The organism is Mesorhizobium sp. B2-4-17 (assembly GCF_006441275.1).
Classification (GTDB): Bacteria; Pseudomonadota; Alphaproteobacteria; order Rhizobiales; family Rhizobiaceae; genus Mesorhizobium.
The window spans coordinates 65,413-83,593 of record NZ_VFUX01000017.1 but is presented as its reverse complement, the minus strand read 5'-3'; the positions used below and the strand labels follow the sequence as shown (position 1 = coordinate 83,593).

Sequence of the window (18,181 nt, the reverse complement as noted above, 5' to 3'; positions counted from 1 at the left end):
GCGCGGTGAGTTGCCAGGTCACATGACCTTGCGTCAGCAGGTGTATGGTCGCGAAAATGCGGCAGCATCGCGGACCGCATCCTCACGATCTCGATGCAGCGCAGCGCCCTTGCCGGGCGATCTACTTCGCTGGAGTCTGACCGAAATCCGGCACGATGTGCGGGATGTCGTTGAGGCTGTATCCCAGCCCGTGCGTCAGGCCATAGAAGATGCCCATGAGAATGGCCGTGGCGATGGTGGTGCGGATCACGGCGCGCAGCATGTGCGGCCCGCGCGGCGCGCTTGGAACAGTGCCCAGCGTCACGTCGTGATCATCATCCTGCGTGCGGACACTGAACGGCAGCACGGCAAACAGCACCACCCACCAGGTCGCGAAAAACAGGGCGGTGAACGAAACCCAGCTCATGATTGCTCCAGTTCGATCAGCGTGCCGAAGAAATCCTTCGGATGCAGGAACAGCACCGGCTTGCCATGGGCGCCGGTCTTCGGATTGCCATCGCCCAGCACGCGGGCGCCGGCGGCCTTGAGTTGGTCACGCGCGGCCAGGATATCGTCGACCTCGTAGCAGAGATGATGCATGCCGCCGGTCGGGTTCTTCGCGAGAAACGCCGCGATCGGCGAGCTCTCGCCCAAAGGCTCCAGCAGTTCGATCTTGGTGTTGCCGACATTGACGAACACCACGGTGACGCCGTGCTCCGGCAATGCCTGCGGCTCCGTCACGTCGGCGCCGAGCGTGTTGCGGTAGGCAGCGGCGGCGGCGGCCAGATCCGGCACTGCAAGCGCGACATGGTTGAGACGTCCGAGCATTGGCTTTCTCTCGAGGCAATAGGGCAGTACGGAAGACAGTCTACGAGGAGGCATCCGATCTACTCTCGGCTCCTACCCTACTGCCTTATCGCCCTACTCCCCTACTCCCTTGTTCGTCACCTGGTGACGAAAACCGTCACCAGCGGCTTCTTGCCCCAGGCTTCGTTGGCCGCGCCACGCACCGCGCGCCGCACCGCCTCTTGCACGAGGTCGAGGTCCTTTCGGCGCTGGCGAGGAATCGAATCGACCGCGCCGACGGCGGCGTCGATCATCAGGTCCTCCAGCGTTTCGCCGCTGGCATCGGCTTCGGCGACGCCGATGGCGACAAGGTCGGGATCGCCGGCCAGCTCATATTTCTCGTCGAGCACGACATTGACCGCGACATGGCCGGCAAAGGACAATTTGCGCCGGTCGCGGATACCCATCGCCTGATCCGAGCCGATCAGATTGCCGTCCTTGTAGATACGGCCGAACGGCACCTGGTCGATGATGGTCGCGGGTCCCGGCGCGAGCCTCAGCATGTCGCCGTCGCGCACCTGCGCCACCTGGCCGATACCGGAGGTCGACATCAGCGAACCCTGGGCCACCAGGTGCGCAGCCTCGCCATGGACGGGGACGCCGATCTGCGGGCGCACCCACTCGTACATCTTGCGCAATTCGCTGCGGCGGGGATGGCCGGAGACATGCACCAGCGCGTCGCCGTCCTCGATGATCTTGATGCCAAGATCGATGAGGCGGTTCTTGATCTCGAGGATCGCCTTCTCGTTGCCGGGAATGGTACGCGACGAAAACACCACCGTGTCGCCCGCCGTCAGCGACACCGATTTCATCTCGTCACGCGACAGTTTTGCAAGCGCTGCCAGCGGTTCGCCCTGGCTGCCGGTGCAGATGATCACCAGGTTTTCGCGCGGGATGAAGCCGAAATCCTCCTCGGCGATGAACTCCGGCAGGCCGTCCATGTAGCCGAGCTCGTCGGCCACGTCGATGACGCGCTTCAGAGAGCGCCCGAGCACGAGACACTGGCGGCCGGCATCGCGTGCCGCCCTGGCGATGGAAACGATACGGCCGACATTGGAGGAAAACGTCGTGACGGCGACGCGGCCCTTGGCGGCCTGGATGACGCCCTTGAGGCCCTCGCCGACGGCGACTTCCGAAGGCGAATCGCCTTCCCGCAGCGCATTGGTCGAATCGCAGATCAGCGCCAGCACGCCCTTGTCGCCATAGGCGCGAAAGCGCGCCTCGTCGGTCTTGGGACCGATGGTCGGCTCCGGGTCGATCTTCCAGTCGCCGGTGTGGATGACGGTGCCCGCCGGCGACGTGATCGCCAGCGACATCGGCTCGGGAATGGAGTGCGCGACCGGAATGGCTTCGATCTCGAAGGGGCCGACGGTGAATTTCTCGCCGGCGCGGTAGATCGTCAGCGGGATCTTCGGCGCGCCCTGCTCGCCTTGCCGCTTGGCTTCCAGCAACCCGGCGCTGAACGGCGTCATCCATACCGGCGCCTTCAGCCTCGGCCAGATGTCGAGCAGCGCACCATAGTGATCCTCATGCGCGTGGGTGATGACGATGCCGCGCAGATTGGCGAGGTTCTCCTCGATGAAGCGCGTGTCGGGCAGGATCAGGTCGACGCCCGGATGCGCGGCGTCCGGAAAGGTAACGCCGACATCGATGACAATCCATTCGCGCGCGCTCGGCGGGCCGTAGCCGTAGAGGGCGAAGTTCATGCCGATCTCGCCAACGCCGCCGAGCGGCACGAAGACGAGTTCGGCGTTTTCCGCTTTCGCCATGATTTTTCCCTTCCAAGCCCATTATACCCGGGCGGATGCAACCGCGCCGAAATGCACATCGCCGGCGGCGATCGTCACAACAGTCCCCTCATCGTCGCGGATCACGAAACGACAGTCCTCGTCAATGGTCTCGAACACGCCACGCACCACATTACCGTCAATTCTGACAGCAACCTCACCGCCAAGTCCCGCTGCGCGTGTCAGCCAACGCCGCCTGACGGCGGCAAGGCCGCGCCCTTCATCCCACAGCCGTGCATTCTCGCTCCACGCATCCGACAGCGCCAGGAACAGTGTTTCCGCGTCGCAAGCCGCACCGAGCGCGTGCAGCGATGTCGCCGGATAAGGTACGTCCTCGGGGTGCGCCACGACATTGACGCCGATGCCGACCGCGACCGCGAAGCGGCCGCCGTCCAGAACGGCCGATTCCAGCAGGATGCCGGCGAGCTTGGCGCCGGAGGCAAGCACGTCGTTTGGCCATTTCAACTCGAAACGGTTTTGTCCCTGGCTCGCGCCATCGAGCCCGATGGCGATGCGGCGCTTGGGCACCACCGCGTCGAGCGCATCGGCAAGCGAGAGGCCGGCAACGAAACCCAGCGTCGCGGCAAGGCGGAGCTCACCACCGGTGATGACGAGCAAGGTCGCCGCCAGATTGCCTTCGGGCGACACCCAGGCGCGGCCGCGCCTGCCGCGCCCGCTTTCCTGCTTTTTGGAAACCACCCATAATCTGCCCGGGTCGCCTGCCCGGGCATGATCGAGCGCCACCGTATTGGTGGAGCCGATGCTGTCATGCGCTTCGAGCCGGAACCCTTCCGAGACTGAGGTTGGAGCCAGCCGAAATGCCATACTAGTGGTCCGATTCTAACATTCGCATCCCGTTCCAGCAGCGCAGTGAGCGAATGTCAGAATCAAAGGACCACCAGCCAAATATGAGTTTCCAGTGGAGTTTTCAAATTTGACATTCGCGCACCACTTGGTGCGTCCCGAGAGGCGAATGTCAAACTTACTCACCAGCTAGAAGAAGGTCTTGGCGGCGGCTTCGGCATAGGTGCCGATCGGTCCGCCGATCAGCACATAAAACAGCACGAAGGCGCCGGAGACGCCGAGCACGAGGCGCAACTCGCTGGCCATCGGCACGAAACCGCCAACCGGCTCATCGAACCACATGATCTTGATGATGCGCAGATAATAGTAGGCGCCCACCACCGAGGCCAGAACGCCGATGATGGCCAGCGCGTAGAGGCCGGCATTGATGGCGGCGAGGAAGACATACCACTTCCCCCAGAAGCCCGCGAGCGGCGGAATGCCGGCCAGCGAGAACATCAGGATGGTGAGGATCGTCGCCATGATCGGATTGGTCGAGGCGAGGCCCGCCAGGTCGCTGATCTGCTCCACATTGCCTTCCTTGCGCCGCATGGCGAGGATGAAGGCGAAGGTGCCGAGCGTCATCACCAGGTAGATCAGCATGTAAATGGCGACGCCGCGCACGCCAGCCTGGCTGTTGGCGGCAAGGCCGACCAGCGCGTAGCCCATGTGGCCGATCGAGGAATAGGCCATCAGCCGCTTGATGTTGGTTTGGCCGATAGCCGCAAAGGCACCGAGCGCCATGGAAGCGATCGAGATGAAGACGATGATCTGCTGCCAGTCGGATGCGATCGGCTTGAATGCGCCCATGGTGACGCGCACAATCAGCGCCATCGCCGCCATCTTCGGGGCGGCCGCCAGGAAGGCGGTCACCGGCGTCGGCGCGCCCTCATAGACGTCGGGCGTCCACATGTGGAACGGCACCGCCGAGATCTTGAAGGCAAGGCCGGCCAGCACGAAGACCAGGCCCAAAACGAGGCCAAGCTGACGCCCGCCGCCGCCGAGTGTGGTGGCGATCTCGTGGAAGCCGGTATTGCCGGTGTAGCCGTAGACCAGGCTGATGCCATAGAGCAGCATGCCGGACGACAGCGCGCCAAGGACGAAATACTTCAGGCCGGCCTCGGTCGAACGCAGATTGTCGCGGTTGATCGCCGCCAGCACGTAGATCGCCAGCGACTGCAGTTCGAGGCCGAGATAGAGCCCGATCATGCCGTTGGCCGAGATCATCAGCATCATGCCGAGCGTGCACAGCAGGATCAGCACCGGATATTCGAACTTGTCGAAACGTTCCGCCTTGGCAAAGCGCATCGACATGATCAGCGTCACCGCAGAGCCGACCAGGGCCAGCACCTTCATGAAGCGGGCGAAGGAATCCTGGACGAAGGCGTTGCCATAGGCATTGCCCTGCCCGGTCGAAAAGATCAGCCAGGCGCCTGATATGACCAGTACGGCGACACCAAGGCCAGTCACCGTATTGGCGGTGTTGGAACGGGAATAGGCTCCGACCATCAGCAGCGCGAGCGCACCGATGGCAAGGATCAGCTCGGGCGTCGAGAGCGACAGGCTGGAGAGAAGGTCCGGCGTCATGGTTCGCAAAACCCTTGGGTTAATTCGCCGCCGCGGTCTGCGCGGCGCCGATGGATGCGGTGACATTGGTGACGAGCGACTTGACCGATTGGGCCGTCGCGTCGAAGACGGGAGCGGGATAGACGCCAAAGAAGATGACCAGCACGACCAGCGGGTAGATTATTGCCTTCTCGCGCGGCGACAGATCGAGCAGCCCCTTCAGGCTGTCCTTGGTCAGCGCGCCGAAGATCACCCGGCGATAGAGCCAGAGTGCATAGGCGGCCGACAGGATGACGCCGGTGGCGGCGAAGAACGCCACCCAGGTGTTGACGCGGAACACGCCGAGCATAGTCAGGAACTCGCCGACGAAGCCGCTGGTGCCGGGCAGCCCCACATTGGCCATGGTAAAGACCATGAACACAGTGGCGTATTTCGGCATGTTGTTGACCAGTCCACCATAGGCGGCGATCTCACGCGTGTGCATGCGGTCGTAGATGACGCCGACGCACAGGAACAGGGCGCCGGAGACGAGGCCGTGGCTGAGCATCTGGAAAATCGCGCCCTGCACGCCTTCCTGATTCATGGCGAAGATGCCCATGGTGACGAAGCCCATATGGGCGACGGAGGAATAGGCGATCAGTTTCTTCATGTCCTCCTGCATCAACGCCACCAGCGAGGTGTAGATGATGGCAACGACGGACAGGGTGAACACCAGCGGCGCGAACATTTCGGACGCCAACGGGAACATCGGCAGCGAGAAACGCAGGAAGCCGTACCCGCCCATCTTCAAGAGGATAGCGGCCAGGATCACCGAGCCGGCCGTCGGCGCCTCGACGTGCGCGTCCGGCAACCAGGTGTGCACCGGCCACATCGGCATCTTCACCGCGAAGGAAGCGAAGAAGGCAAGCCACAGCCATGTCTGCATATTGGCCGGGAAACTATGCGTCAGAAGCGTCGGAATGTCGGTCGTGCCGGACTGGTAGAACATCGCCATGATGGCGAGCAGCATCAGCACGGAGCCGGCAAGCGTATAGAGGAAGAACTTGAACGAGGCATAGACGCGCCGCTTGCCGCCCCACACGCCGATGATGATGAACATCGGGATCAGGCCGGCTTCGAAGAAGACGTAGAACAGCACGATATCCAGCGCGCAGAACACGCCGATCATCAGCGTCTCCAGCAGCAGGAAGGCGATCATGTAGGCCTTGACGCGCTTCTCGATCGCGTCCCACGACGCCAGGATGCAGAGCGGCATCAGGAAGGTCGTCAGGATGACGAACAGCATGGAAATGCCGTCGACGCCCATATGGTAGGAGATTCCGGAGTCGAGCCAGGCCGCCTTCTCGACGAACTGGAAGCCGGCTTGCGAATTGTCGAAGCCCGTCCAGATGAACAGCGAGACGATGAACGTGAACGCCGTGGTCAACAGCGCGATGGCGCGGATGTTGCGGCGTGCGTTTTCGCTGTCATCGTTGATGAACAGGATCAGCAGAACACCAACCAGCGGCAGGAAGGTGACCAGCGAGAGGATTGGCCAGGCGGTCATCAGAGCATCATCCAGGTGACGAGTGCGGCAACGCCGATCAGCATGGCGAAGGCATAGTGGTAGAGATAGCCGGTCTGCAGCTTGACGACGCGGTTGGTTACATCGACGACCCGCGCCGAAATGCCGTCCGGACCAAGGCCGTCAATGATGGTGCCGTCGCCGGTCTTCCACAGGAAATGGCCAAGACGCTTGGCGGGCCGCACGAATAGGAAGTCGTAGAGTTCGTCGAAATACCACTTGTTGAGCAGGAAGGCGTAAAGCAAGCGATGGTTGGCGGCGACGCTCGGGGGCAATTCCGGCGAGCGGATGTAAAACTTCCACGCCACCGCCAGGCCGATCAGCATGGCGATGAAGGGCGACAGTTCGACCCAGAGCGGCAATTCGTGGATCTCATGCAGGATGTGGTTGTCCGGGAGCGTGAACAGCGAGGCCTTCCAGAATTCGGCATAGCCCTCGCCGATGAAGGCGCCGTGGAAGATGATGCCGGCAAACAGCGCCCCGGCCGCCAGCACGTAAAGCGGCCCGAGCATGACTGGCGGCGATTCATGGACGTGGTGCATCACCTCATGGCTCGCCCGCGCCTGGCCGTGGAAGGTCATGAAGATCAGCCGCCAGGAGTAGAAGGAAGTGAAGCAGGCGGCGATGACTAGGAGCACGAAGGCAAGGCCCGCAACCGAATTATGGCCGGCGAAGGACGCTTCGACGATTGCGTCCTTGGAGAAGAAGCCGGCGGTACCGATGACGGTCACCGGAATGCCGACACCGGTCAGCGCCAGCGTGCCGATCACCATCATCCAGTAGGTGGTCGGGATCAGCTTTCTCAGGCCGCCCATCTTGCGCATGTCCTGTTCGTCGGAAACGGCATGGATGACCGAGCCCGAACCGAGGAACAGCAAAGCCTTGAAGAAGGCATGCGTGAACAGATGGAAGATCGCAGCCCCATAGGCGCCGACGCCCAGCGCCACGAACATGTAGCCGAGCTGCGAGCAGGTCGAATAGGCGATGACGCGCTTGATATCGTTTTGCACCAGACCGACGGTCGCCGCGAAGAAGGCAGTGAAGGCGCCGATGAAGGTCACCACCGTCAGTGCCGAATGCGACAGTTCGAACAGCGGCGAAAGCCGCGCCAGCATGAACACGCCGGCCGTCACCATGGTGGCGGCATGGATAAGCGCGGAGACTGGCGTCGGGCCTTCCATGGCGTCCGGCAGCCAGGTGTGAAGCGGCACCTGCGCCGACTTGCCCATGGCACCCATGAAGAGCAGCAGGCAGACGACGGTCATCGCCGTCTGCTTGTCCAGCGCATGGCCAAGGAAGGTCAGCACGGCGGCGCCCTGCGGCGCGCCTTCAGCCGGAATGAATGTTGCCGCATTGGCGAAGATGGTGCCGAGATTGACCGAGCCGAACAGCACGAACACGCCGAAGATGCCGAGCGCGAAGCCGAAATCGCCGATGCGGTTGACGACGAAGGCCTTGATGGCCGCGGCATTGGCCGAGGGCTTCTTGTACCAGAAGCCGATCAGCAGATAGGACGCGAGGCCCACCCCTTCCCAGCCGAAGAACATCTGCACGAGGTTGTCGGCCGTCACGAGCATCAGCATGGCGAAGGTGAACAGCGACAGATAGGCGAAGAAGCGCGGCCTGTCCGGATCGTGATGCATGTAGCCGATCGAATAGATGTGAACCAGCGCCGAGACGGTGTTGACCACCACCAGCATCACCACGGTGAGCGTGTCGATCCGGAGAGCCCAGGAAGCCTCCAGCCCGCCGGACTGGATCCAGCGCAGCACCGGCACGGTGAACACCTCGCCATGGCCGAAGCCGACGGTGAAGAAGGCGACCCACGACAGGACAGCTGATATCACCAGGAAGCCCGAGGTGATGTATTCCGATGCCTTGGCGCCGAGCGAATTGCCGAGCAGGCCGACGATCAGGAAGCCGAGCAGCGGAAGGAAGACGATCGCTTGATACATGATAGCCCGTCAACCCTTCATCATGTTCACGTCTTCGACCGCGATCGAGCCGCGGTTGCGGAAGAAGACGACGAGAATGGCTAGCCCGATCGCAGCCTCGGCCGCCGCGACCGTCAGCACGAACAGCGCGAACACCTGGCCGACCAGATCGCCAAGTGCGGCCGAAAAGGCGACGAAATTGATGTTGACCGCAAGCAGGATCAGCTCGACCGACATCAGGATGACGATGACGTTCTTGCGGTTCAGGAAGATGCCGAACACGCCGAGCGTGAACAGGATCGCCGATACGGTCAGATAATGTGCGATGCCGACGACCATCTCAGACTCCTTCGCCCGACTTGACCTTGCGGATTTCCATCCCGGTCGCCGCGGTGCGGGCGACCTGGGCTGCGATCGACTGCCGCTTGACCCCTTCCTTGTGGCGCAGCGTCAGCACGATCGCGCCGATCATGGCGACCAGCAGGATGAGGCCCGAAACCTGGAAGTAGTAGAGGTAGTCGGTGTAGAGGATGTCGCCCAAAGCTGCCGTGTTGGAGCGGGCGGCGAGATCCGGAATGGGCTTCGAGACCGCCGTGGCGAGCTGCGGCGCGAATGTATAGCCGCCCAGCACCACAATCAGTTCCGCCGCCAGGATCAGCCCGACCAGCGCACCGATCGGTGCGTATTGCAGGGCGCCTTCCTTCATCTCGGCGAAGTCGACGTCAAGCATCATGACGACGAACAGGAACAGCACCATGACCGCGCCGACATAGACGACGAGCAGGATCATGGCCAGGAATTCGGCGCCGGTCAGCATGAAGAGGCCGGCGGCGTTGAAGAAGGTCAGGATCAGGAACAGCACCGAATGCACGGGGTTGCGCGACGAAATGACCATGAACGCCGACGCCACCGCGACAAAGGCGAAGAGGTAGAAGAAGGCCGCCTCTAGTCCACTCAGCATGGGGTTCCCCCGGGGTTCCTAATTCCGACTCCGTCCCGACTCCGGTCCGAATTCGCGTGTTCCTTAGACGGGCGACGTTGCGCCGTCCACTTTCTTGTTCCTTCTCCCCGTTTACGGGGAGAAGGTGGCCCGAAGGGCCGGATGAGGGGCAGCGCAAAGATTGGCGACCTTGGCGCCGCCCCTCATCTGCCTGCCGGCATCTTCTCCCCGTAAACGGGGAGAAGGACGCCAATCACCGATAGGGCGCGTCCAGCGAGATGTTGCGCGCCAGTTCGCGCTCCCACCGGTCGCCATTCGCCAACAATCTGTCCTTGTCGTAGTAGAGCTCTTCGCGCGTTTCCGTCGCGAATTCGAAATTCGGCCCCTCGACAATGGCGTCGACCGGGCAGGCTTCCTGGCAGAAGCCGCAATAGATGCACTTCACCATGTCGATGTCGTAGCGCACCGTGCGGCGCGTGCCGTCATTGCGGCGCGGACCGGCCTCGATGGTGATGGCCTGCGCCGGGCAGATCGCCTCGCACAATTTACAGGCGATGCAGCGTTCCTCGCCGTTGGGATAGCGGCGCAGCGCATGCTCGCCACGAAAACGCGGGCTCACCGGCCCCTTCTCGTGCGGATAGTTGATCGTCTCCTTCGGCGCGAAGAACTGGCGCATCGACAGGAAGAAGGCGCTGACGAAATCCTGCAGCAGCAGCGATTTGGCGGCCTGAGCTAGCGCGTTCATTGGCCGCTCCCATACAGGTTTATTGCAATGAAATAGCCCGCACATCCAAATAGGATGGGCGTCACGACACGAAACACAAATGTTATCGGCTTTACAGCGTCCGCACTTAGTTGCTTCAAAATACGAGGCAGCAGAACCAGATATTCGAACAACGCGATAAGAAGGCCGACAATTGCTCCCAAAAAGCCGACAGACAAATTACTCATCACGCAAACCCCGCGATCTTGAGGAAGGCGGCGGTGGCGACCACCATGAACAGCGAGATCGGCAGGAACACCTTCCAGCCAAGCCGCATCAACTGGTCATAGCGGTAGCGCGGCACGAAGGCCTTCACCATGGAGAACATGAAGAACATGAAGCAGATCTTCAGCACGAACCAGATCACGCCGGGCACCCAGGTGAAGGGCGCGAAGTTGAACGGCGGCAGCCAGCCGCCGAGGAACAGGATGGTGGCCAGCGCGCACATCAGCACGACGGCGACATATTCGCCGAGGAAGAACAGCAGGAACGGCGTCGACGAATATTCGACCATATGGCCGGCGACCAGTTCCGACTCGGCTTCCACCAGGTCGAAGGGCGGGCGGTTGGTCTCGGCCAACGCCGAGATGAAGAAGATGACGAACATCGGCAGCAGCGACAGCCAGTGCCAGTCGAGGAAGGTGTTGGGCAGGCCGAGCTTGGTGCCCAGCCCATCCTGTTGCGACATCACGATGTCGGACAGGTTGAGCGAGCCGACGCACAGCAGCACGGTGACGATGACGAAGCCGATCGAGACTTCGTAGGACACCATCTGCGCTGCCGAACGCAGCGCGCCGAGGAAAGGATATTTCGAGTTCGACGCCCAGCCGCCCATGATCACGCCATAGACCTCGAGCGAGGAGATGGCGAAAACATAGAGGATGCCGACATTGATGTTGGCGATCGCCCAGCCCTCATTGACCGGAATGACCGCCCAGGCCGAGATCGCCAGCACGGCAGAAACCAACGGCGCGAGGAGAAAAACGCCCTTGTTGGCGCCGGACGGGATCACCGGTTCCTTGAAAACGAACTTCAATAGGTCGGCGAAGGCCTGCAGCGTGCCCCACGGGCCGACGACGTTCGGGCCGCGACGCAGCTGCACCGCCGCCCAGATCTTGCGGTCGGCATAGAGCAGGTAGGCGACGCCGATCAGAAGCACGACGATGAGGAGCACCGACTCGGCCAGAATCCAGAGCGCCGGCGCCACATAGAGGAAGAAGAAAGTGTCCATGCTTATTCCGCCGCCTGCTTGAAGCCGCTCTTGGCCAGCGCCGAGCATTCCGCCATTACGGCAGACGCCCGCGCGATCGGGTTGGTCAGGTAGAAATCCTTGACCGGCGAGGTGAACGTACCCTTGTTCAGCCGGCCGCCGAGCTTCGCCACCTTGGCGATGTCCTCGGCATTGCCGGCCGCGACCTGATCGATGCGGGCAAGATGCGGGTACTCACCGTAGAGCTTGTGGCGCAGTTGCGGCAGCGAATCGAACGGCAGCTTCTTGCCCAGCACATCCGACAGCGCCCGCAAAATGGCCCAGTCCTCGCGGGCATCGCCCGGCGCGAAGCCGGCGCGGTTGGTCTGCTGCACGCGCCCTTCGGTGTTGACGTAGGTGCCGGACTTTTCCGTGTAGGCAGCCGCCGGCAGGATGACATTGGCCCGGTCCGCGCCGGCGTCGCCATGGGTGCCGATATAGACGACGAAGGCGCCGCCGGTCTTGCCCATGTCGATCTCGTCGGCACCGAGCAGGAACAGCACGTCCGTTTCACCCAGCATGCCGGCGACGTTCTTGCCGCCCTCGCCCGGCACGAAGCCGAGATCGAGGCCGCCGACACGTCCGGCCGCGTTGTGCAGAACGGCAAAGCCGTTCCAGTCGGCGCGGGCGGCGTTGACGGCAGCGGCAAGCCTTGCCGCCTGGCCGAGCACGGCCGCGCCATCGGCGCGCGCCAGCGCGCCCTGGCCGACGATGATCAGCGGATGCGTCGCCTTCTTCAGCGTCTGGAAGAACTTGCCATTGCCCTCGGCCAAATCCTTCAGCGAGTCCGGCCCGGCGCCCAGCAGTTCGTAGTCATAGCGCGTGTCGCCGATCTCGCCGATGACGCCGACCGGCAGATCGCCGATCCGCCAGCGCTTGCGGATGCGGGCGTTGAGCACCGAGGCTTCGAAGCGCGGATTGGCGCCAATGATCAGCACCGCATCGGCCTGCTCGATACCCTCGATGGTCGGGTTGAAGATGTAGCTGGCGCGTCCCAGCGCCGGATCGAGCGCGGCACCGTCCTGACGGCAGTCGACATTCTTCGAACCGAGCGAGGCCATCAAGAGCTTCAGCGCGTAGATTTCCTCGACCGCGGCGAGATCGCCAGCAATGGCGCCGATCTTGTCGGGCGATGTCTTCGACACCGCGTCCTTGATCGCGGCGAACGCTTCGGCCCAGCTTGCCGGAACCAGCTTGCCGTCCTTGCGCACATAGGGCCGGTCGAGGCGCTGCGTGCGCAATCCGTCCCAGATGAAACGGGTCTTGTCGGAGATCCACTCCTCGTTCACCTGCTCGTTGACGCGCGGCAGGATGCGCATCACTTCGCGGCCACGGCTATCGATGCGGATCGCCGAGCCGACCGCATCCATCACGTCGATGGATTCGGTTTTGGTCAGTTCCCACGGCCGCGCCTGGAAGGCGAAGGGCTTGGAAGTCAGCGCGCCGACCGGGCACAGGTCAATGACATTCCCCTGCAGCTCCGAGGTCATCGCCTGTTCGAGATAGGTGGTGATCTCGGCATCCTCGCCGCGGCCGATCAGGCCGAGTTCGGAAATGCCGGCGACTTCGGTGGTGAAGCGGACACAGCGCGTGCAGTGGATGCAGCGGTTCATCACCGTCTTGACCAGCGGACCGATATACTTGTCTTCGACCGCGCGCTTGTTCTCGTGATAGCGCGAGGAATCGACGCCGAAGGCCATCGCCTGGTCCTGCAGGTCGCACTCGCCGCCCTGGTCGCAGATCGGGCAATCCAGCGGATGGTTGATCAGCAGGAATTCCATCACGCCTTCCCGGGCTTTCTTGACCATGGGCGTGTTGGTGAATATTTCCGGCGGCTCGCCATTGGGGCCGGGGCGCAGGTCGCGCACGCCCATAGCGCAGGAAGCCTGCGGCTTGGGCGGCCCGCCCTTCACTTCGATCAGGCACATGCGGCAATTGCCGGCGATCGACAGCCGCTCATGGAAGCAGAAGCGCGGCACTTCCGCGCCCGCGTCCTCCGCCGCCTGCAGCAGCGTGTAGTGGTCGGGTACAGTGATTTCTTTCCCGTCGACCTTGAGCTTTGCCATTCGTCTCAAACCCCTGCGGATTTCCCGCAATCTCATTTCCCGGGCGCGGCTGACGCAGCGCCCGACATTTCATTCAGGTCTTCGCGGCCAACGCCGCCGCCTGGGCAGTCCATTCGTCGCGGCCGATGCGGCCGTTGAACGACAGATAGTCGTCGACCCAGGCGATCTCCTGCGGCGACCACGCGGCGATCTGGGCGAACGTCCAGATACCGAGACCGTTCAGCACCTTCTCCAGCTTCGGGCCAATGCCCGATATCGCCTTCAGATCCGAAGGCTTCGCCGGCTTGTCGATTGCCTTGGGCTGGCGGAAATCCTCCGGCAGCAGCACATCGGCGGCCTCATCCGCTGCCGGACCGGCATCAGCCACCGGCGCCGTGGTGGCGGCTTCCTTGGCGGCGATGTCCGTGACTTCCTGCGCGAAGGACTGCGCCTCGGCAATCAGGCTCTTCGCCGTAGCCCGCGCCCTGATGGAGGACGAGTTCGCGTCCTCGAATTGATCGACGCGCGCCTCGAAATCCTCGATCAGCGGCTGCATGAGGCGCTGTGACGCCTCGGCGGCCCCAGAAAGCGCGCCAATCCAGACGCCGAACGCGTGGTTGGCGAACCCGATGCCAAGCGCCGACATCGCCGCCGCGCCCGCGACAGGGTGCACGAGAAGGTTGACGGCGCTGGCCATCTCCTTCGGCATCATCCTGGTCAGGTCCTGGTTCATTTTCTCGAGCTGGTCCAAATTGGGCATCAATGAGTAGGGTGTCGAATACGGCGCCATAGAAGTTCTCCTGGTCGTTCTTCGTTTGCCCCGCCCCGTTATTCCCGCAGTCGCAAATTCTTCTATTCCGCCGCCACCATCACCGGTTCGGCCCGGTGCGCGTTGCGCGAAAACTCGTCGATGCGCCGCTCCACCTCGCCGCGGAAATGCCGCATCAGACCTTGGATCGGCCACGCCGCCGCATCGCCCAGCGCGCAGATCGTGTGACCCTCGACCTGCTTGGTGACATCCAGCAGCATGTCGATCTCGCGCTTCTGCGCCTCGCCGCGCACCAGGCGCTCCATCACCCGCCACATCCAGCCGGTGCCTTCGCGGCATGGCGTGCACTGGCCGCAGCTCTCATGCTTGTAGAAGTAGGACAGCCGCGCGATCGCCTTCACGACATCGGTCGACTTGTCCATAACGATGACGGCCGCCGTGCCGAGGCCGGATTTGAGGTCGCGGAGCGCGTCGAAATCCATCGGCGTGTCGATGATCTGCTCTGCCGGCACCAGCGGCACCGAGGCGCCGCCCGGAATGACGGCAAGCAGATTGTCCCAGCCGCCGCGAATACCGCCGCAATGCGTCTCGATCAGCTCACGGAACGGGATCGACATCGCCTCTTCGACGGTGCACGGATTGTTGACGTGGCCGGAGACGCAGAACAGCTTGGTGCCGACATTGTTCGGTCGGCCGAAGGACGAGAACCATGCCGCGCCACGGCGCAGGATGGTCGGCGCCACAGCGATCGATTCGACATTGTTGACGGTGGTGGGGCAGCCATAGAGGCCGACATTGGCCGGGAATGGCGGCTTCAGCCTGGGCTGGCCCTTCTTGCCCTCGAGGCTTTCCAGAAGCGCCGTTTCCTCCCCGCAGATATAGGCACCGGCGCCGTGGTGCATATAGACGTCGAAATCGTAGCCGGAGGTGTTGCCCTTGCCGATCAGCTTGGCCTCATAGGCCTCGTCGATGGCGCGCTGCAGCGCCTCGCGCTCGCGGATGAACTCGCCGCGCACATAGATGTAGGCGGCAACCGCCCCCATGGCGAAGCCGGCGAGCAACGCGCCCTCGACCAGCGTGTGCGGGTCATTGCGCAGGATGTCGCGGTCCTTGCAGGTGCCGGGCTCGGATTCGTCGGCATTGATGACCAGATAGCTCGGACGGCCGTCGCTCTGCTTGGGCATGAACGACCATTTGAGGCCCGTCGGGAAGCCGGCGCCGCCACGGCCGCGCAGGCCCGACGCCTTCATCTCGTTGACGATCCAGTCGCGCCCCTTGGCGACGATGCCGGGGGTGTTGTCCCAGGCGCCACGCGCCATCGCGCCGGCCAGCGACTTGTCGAAGAGGCCGTAGATGTTGGTGAAGATACGGTCTTTGTCCTGAAGCATTGTTCGTCCCTCAGACCGGCTTCTTGCCGAAGACGCAGATGTATTCGGCGACGCCGCCCTTGGCGAGCGCCTTGGCCTGCTTGACCCAGTCGTCCCGGTCGATGCGGCCTTGGAAGGAGAGATAGCCGTCCACCCACTCGCACTCGGCCTTCTGCCACGAAGCGACCTGCGCGAAGGTGTAGATGCCCAGCGAATGCAGGATGCCCTCGATCTTCGGCCCGACGCCGGAGATCAGCTTGAGATCGTCGACCGAAGCCGGGCGCTCGATGCCGGCCGGACGGTTCTTGTCTTCGAGCGAGGGCTTTGCCGTCTTGGCGACAGGCTGCTTGGCTTCCGGCGACTTGAAAGCGCCGGCCGGTTCGGACTTGGGCTTCGGCCCGCTGCGCGGCTTCGAAACCGCCTCGACTTCCGGGGCCGCTTGATTGGCGTTAGCGGCAGAGTGGCGCGGCGGTCTGACGCTTGCCGCCTTCTCATCGGCCAGCGCGACCTTGACCGGCGAGGGTGTCGTCATCGCCGGGCTCGTTTCCAGCGCATCGGTCTTCGGCTTGCTGGACTTCGATGGCGCGACCGGAGCCGTCGGTGCCGGAGCAGCAGGCGGCTGCGAGACAACGACTGCAGGCGCGCTCGCCGGAACGGCCGCAGCCTTGGCTGCTTTCGCCGCCGCCCTGGCTTCCCTGTCCCGGGTCGATTTCAGGATCGCTTTCTCGCTTGTCAGCGTCGTCAGGCCCGAGGCCGGTTCGGAGCCTGTGCGGCCGTTCTGCGGTCCTGGCGGCACCGAAGCCCCCTTGCCCGCATCATAGAGATCGATGATCTCGGCCAGCCGTTCGGGCGTCAGGTCCTCGAACGTATCCTTGAAAATCATCACCATCGGCGCGTTGACGCAGGCGCCGAGACACTCGACCTCCTCCCATGACAAGGTGCCCTTGTCATTGGTGTGGAACTGGTCGTGGTGGATTTTCGAGCGGCACACATCCATCAGCGCTTCGGAGCCGCGCAGCATGCAAGGCGTGGTGCCGCAGACCTGGATGTGAGCGCGTGTGCCGACTGGGTTCAACTGGTACTGCGTGTAGAAGGTCGCGACTTCGAGCCCGCGGATACGGGGCATGCCGAGCATGTCCGAAATCGTCTCGATCGCCGCCTTGGTGACCCAGCCTTCCTGCTCCTGCGCCAGCATCAGAAGTGGGATGATCGCCGACTGCTCGCGGCCCTTCGGGTACTTCTTGATCCATTGCTTCGCCGCTGCCGCGTTCGCCCTGTTGAAGGCGAAGGAGGCTGGCTGGACGCTGGCTTCTGCGAGACGGCGAACTGACATTTAGCGATCGACCTCACCAAACACGATGTCGAGGGAGCCGAGGACGGCGGTGACGTCGGCCAGCATGTGGCCGCGGCACAGGAAATCCATGGCCTGAAGATGCGCGAAGCCGGGGGCGCGCAGCTTGCAGCGATAGGGTTTGTTGGTGCCGTCGGAGACCAGATAGACGCCGAACTCGCCCTTCGGCGCCTCGACGGCCGCGTAGACCTCACCGGCCGGTACGCGGTAACCTTCGGTGTAGAGTTTGAAGTGATGGATCAGCGCTTCCATCGAACGCTTCATCGCCGCACGCTTCGGCGGCACGACCTTGCCGTCGAGGTTCGACACCGGACCGGTGCTTTCCTTGCCGAGCAGAAGATCGACGCATTGGCGCATGATCCTGGCCGACTGGCGCATCTCTTCCATGCGCACGAGGTAGCGGTCGAAACAGTCGCCGTTCTTGCCGATCGGGATGTCGAAATCCATTTCCGAATAGCATTCGTATGGCTGCGACTTGCGCAAGTCCCACGCCGCCCCCGAACCGCGCACCATCACGCCCGAAAAGCCCCAGGCCCAGGCGTCGGCCAGCGACACCGTGCCGATGTCGACGTTGCGCTGCTTGAAAATGCGGTTGCCGGTCAACAGCGCATCCAGATCATCGATCGACTTCAGGAACGGATCGATCCATTTGCCGATGTCCTCGATCAGCTTCTGCGGCAGGTCCTGATGCACGCCGCCCGGGCGGAAATAGGCTGCATGCATGCGCGAGCCGGAGGCGCGCTCATAGAACACCATCAGCTTTTCGCGCTCGACGAAGCCCCACAGCGGCGGCGTCAGCGCACCAATGTCCAGCGCCTGCGTCGTCACATTGAGGATGTGCGACATGATGCGGCCGATCTCGCAATAGAGCACGCGGATCAGCTGGCCACGCTTCGGCACTTCGATGCCGAGCAGCCGCTCGACGGCGAGCGCAAAGGCGTGCTCCTGGTTCATCGGTGCGCAGTAATCGAGCCGGTCGAGATAGGGCACGGCCTGCAGATAGGTCTTGTGCTCCATCAGCTTCTCGGTGCCGCGATGCAATAGGCCAATATGCGGATCGACGCGGTCGATGACTTCGCCATCGAGTTCGAGAACCAACCGCAGAACACCATGGGCGGCGGGGTGCTGGGGCCCAAAGTTGATGTTAAAATTGCGGACGGAGGTTTCGGCCATTCTGG

General features: G+C 63.1%; 16 protein-coding genes. All 16 read right to left on the bottom strand.

The features are described 5' to 3' along the window. Nucleotides 1-121 precede the first annotated feature (121 nt). A complete protein-coding gene (locus FJ548_RS15260) occupies nt 122-406 on the bottom strand; it encodes a DUF1467 family protein (RefSeq protein WP_010910093.1) in 285 nt (94 codons plus the stop codon). Next, nucleotides 403-807, bottom strand: coding sequence for a methylmalonyl-CoA epimerase (gene mce, locus FJ548_RS15255; protein WP_140778277.1), 405 nt, complete (start codon nt 805-807; stop codon nt 403-405). Before mce ends, FJ548_RS15260 begins: the two co-directional genes overlap by 4 nt. A gap of 116 nt (nt 808-923) precedes the next feature. Next, nucleotides 924-2,594, bottom strand: a complete 1,671-nt coding sequence (locus FJ548_RS15250) for a ribonuclease J (RefSeq protein ID WP_140778276.1) — start codon at nt 2,592-2,594, stop codon at nt 924-926. A gap of 21 nt (nt 2,595-2,615) precedes the next feature. After that, nucleotides 2,616-3,437, bottom strand: a complete 822-nt coding sequence (locus FJ548_RS15245; RefSeq protein WP_140778275.1) for a biotin--[acetyl-CoA-carboxylase] ligase — start codon at nt 3,435-3,437, stop codon at nt 2,616-2,618. A 168-nt stretch (nt 3,438-3,605) separates the two neighbouring features. After that, nucleotides 3,606-5,042, bottom strand: coding sequence for an NADH-quinone oxidoreductase subunit NuoN (gene nuoN, locus FJ548_RS15240; RefSeq protein ID WP_140778274.1), 1,437 nt, complete (start codon nt 5,040-5,042; stop codon nt 3,606-3,608). A 19-nt stretch (nt 5,043-5,061) separates the two neighbouring features. Next, nucleotides 5,062-6,567, bottom strand: a complete 1,506-nt coding sequence (locus tag FJ548_RS15235) for an NADH-quinone oxidoreductase subunit M (protein WP_140610481.1) — start codon at nt 6,565-6,567, stop codon at nt 5,062-5,064. After that, nucleotides 6,567-8,540, bottom strand: coding sequence for an NADH-quinone oxidoreductase subunit L (gene nuoL, locus FJ548_RS15230; RefSeq protein ID WP_140778273.1), 1,974 nt, complete (start codon nt 8,538-8,540; stop codon nt 6,567-6,569). The genes FJ548_RS15235 and nuoL overlap by 1 nt, the downstream gene beginning before the upstream one ends. A gap of 9 nt (nt 8,541-8,549) precedes the next feature. Continuing rightward, complete coding sequence (gene nuoK, locus FJ548_RS15225) at nt 8,550-8,858, bottom strand: NADH-quinone oxidoreductase subunit NuoK (RefSeq protein WP_019858930.1); 309 nt, start codon at nt 8,856-8,858, stop codon at nt 8,550-8,552. A 1-nt stretch (nt 8,859) separates the two neighbouring features. Then, nucleotides 8,860-9,480, bottom strand: coding sequence for an NADH-quinone oxidoreductase subunit J (locus FJ548_RS15220; protein WP_140610479.1), 621 nt, complete (start codon nt 9,478-9,480; stop codon nt 8,860-8,862). Between the two features lie 232 nt (nt 9,481-9,712). Further along, nucleotides 9,713-10,204: an NADH-quinone oxidoreductase subunit NuoI gene (gene nuoI, locus FJ548_RS15215; protein ID WP_140610478.1), complete on the bottom strand. Its 492-nt coding sequence runs from the start codon at nt 10,202-10,204 to the stop codon at nt 9,713-9,715. A 205-nt stretch (nt 10,205-10,409) separates the two neighbouring features. Then, the gene (gene nuoH / locus FJ548_RS15210) at nt 10,410-11,453 is read right to left on the bottom strand and encodes an NADH-quinone oxidoreductase subunit NuoH (protein ID WP_140610477.1); all 1,044 of its coding nucleotides are present in this window, start codon (nt 11,451-11,453) and stop codon (nt 10,410-10,412) included. A gap of 2 nt (nt 11,454-11,455) precedes the next feature. Continuing rightward, complete coding sequence (gene nuoG, locus FJ548_RS15205) at nt 11,456-13,537, bottom strand: NADH-quinone oxidoreductase subunit NuoG (RefSeq protein WP_140778272.1); 2,082 nt, start codon at nt 13,535-13,537, stop codon at nt 11,456-11,458. A 73-nt stretch (nt 13,538-13,610) separates the two neighbouring features. Next, nucleotides 13,611-14,306 (bottom strand): NADH-ubiquinone dehydrogenase, encoded by a 696-nt coding sequence (locus tag FJ548_RS15200; RefSeq protein ID WP_140610475.1) that lies wholly within the window; start codon nt 14,304-14,306, stop codon nt 13,611-13,613. Nucleotides 14,307-14,368: 62 nt separating this feature from the next. Further along, a complete protein-coding gene (nuoF, locus tag FJ548_RS15195) occupies nt 14,369-15,673 on the bottom strand; it encodes an NADH-quinone oxidoreductase subunit NuoF (RefSeq protein ID WP_140610474.1) in 1,305 nt (434 codons plus the stop codon). Between the two features lie 10 nt (nt 15,674-15,683). Next, on the bottom strand, nt 15,684-16,985 hold the full coding sequence (locus FJ548_RS15190; RefSeq protein ID WP_140778271.1) for an NADH-quinone oxidoreductase subunit E: 1,302 nt from the start codon (nt 16,983-16,985) through the stop codon (nt 15,684-15,686). Beyond that, nucleotides 16,986-18,176 (bottom strand): NADH-quinone oxidoreductase subunit D, encoded by a 1,191-nt coding sequence (locus FJ548_RS15185; protein WP_140778270.1) that lies wholly within the window; start codon nt 18,174-18,176, stop codon nt 16,986-16,988. Nucleotides 18,177-18,181: the final 5 nt, after the last annotated feature.

Excerpts from the sequence above, each read along its gene's own strand:
- FJ548_RS15260 (WP_010910093.1), bottom strand. The coding sequence starts at position 406 with ATGAGCTGGGTTTCGTTCACCGCCCTGTTTTTCGCGACCTGGTGGGTG.
- mce (WP_140778277.1), bottom strand. The coding sequence starts at position 807 with ATGCTCGGACGTCTCAACCATGTCGCGCTTGCAGTGCCGGATCTGGCC.
- FJ548_RS15250 (WP_140778276.1), bottom strand. The coding sequence starts at position 2,594 with ATGGCGAAAGCGGAAAACGCCGAACTCGTCTTCGTGCCGCTCGGCGGC.
- FJ548_RS15245 (WP_140778275.1), bottom strand. The coding sequence starts at position 3,437 with ATGGCATTTCGGCTGGCTCCAACCTCAGTCTCGGAAGGGTTCCGGCTC.
- nuoN (WP_140778274.1), bottom strand. The coding sequence starts at position 5,042 with ATGACGCCGGACCTTCTCTCCAGCCTGTCGCTCTCGACGCCCGAGCTG.
- FJ548_RS15235 (WP_140610481.1), bottom strand. The coding sequence starts at position 6,567 with ATGACCGCCTGGCCAATCCTCTCGCTGGTCACCTTCCTGCCGCTGGTT.
- nuoL (WP_140778273.1), bottom strand. The coding sequence starts at position 8,540 with ATGTATCAAGCGATCGTCTTCCTTCCGCTGCTCGGCTTCCTGATCGTC.
- nuoK (WP_019858930.1), bottom strand. The coding sequence starts at position 8,858 with ATGGTCGTCGGCATCGCACATTATCTGACCGTATCGGCGATCCTGTTC.
- FJ548_RS15220 (WP_140610479.1), bottom strand. The coding sequence starts at position 9,480 with ATGCTGAGTGGACTAGAGGCGGCCTTCTTCTACCTCTTCGCCTTTGTC.
- nuoI (WP_140610478.1), bottom strand. The coding sequence starts at position 10,204 with ATGAACGCGCTAGCTCAGGCCGCCAAATCGCTGCTGCTGCAGGATTTC.
- nuoH (WP_140610477.1), bottom strand. The coding sequence starts at position 11,453 with ATGGACACTTTCTTCTTCCTCTATGTGGCGCCGGCGCTCTGGATTCTG.
- nuoG (WP_140778272.1), bottom strand. The coding sequence starts at position 13,537 with ATGGCAAAGCTCAAGGTCGACGGGAAAGAAATCACTGTACCCGACCAC.
- FJ548_RS15200 (WP_140610475.1), bottom strand. The coding sequence starts at position 14,306 with ATGGCGCCGTATTCGACACCCTACTCATTGATGCCCAATTTGGACCAG.
- nuoF (WP_140610474.1), bottom strand. The coding sequence starts at position 15,673 with ATGCTTCAGGACAAAGACCGTATCTTCACCAACATCTACGGCCTCTTC.
- FJ548_RS15190 (WP_140778271.1), bottom strand. The coding sequence starts at position 16,985 with ATGTCAGTTCGCCGTCTCGCAGAAGCCAGCGTCCAGCCAGCCTCCTTC.
- FJ548_RS15185 (WP_140778270.1), bottom strand. The coding sequence starts at position 18,176 with ATGGCCGAAACCTCCGTCCGCAATTTTAACATCAACTTTGGGCCCCAG.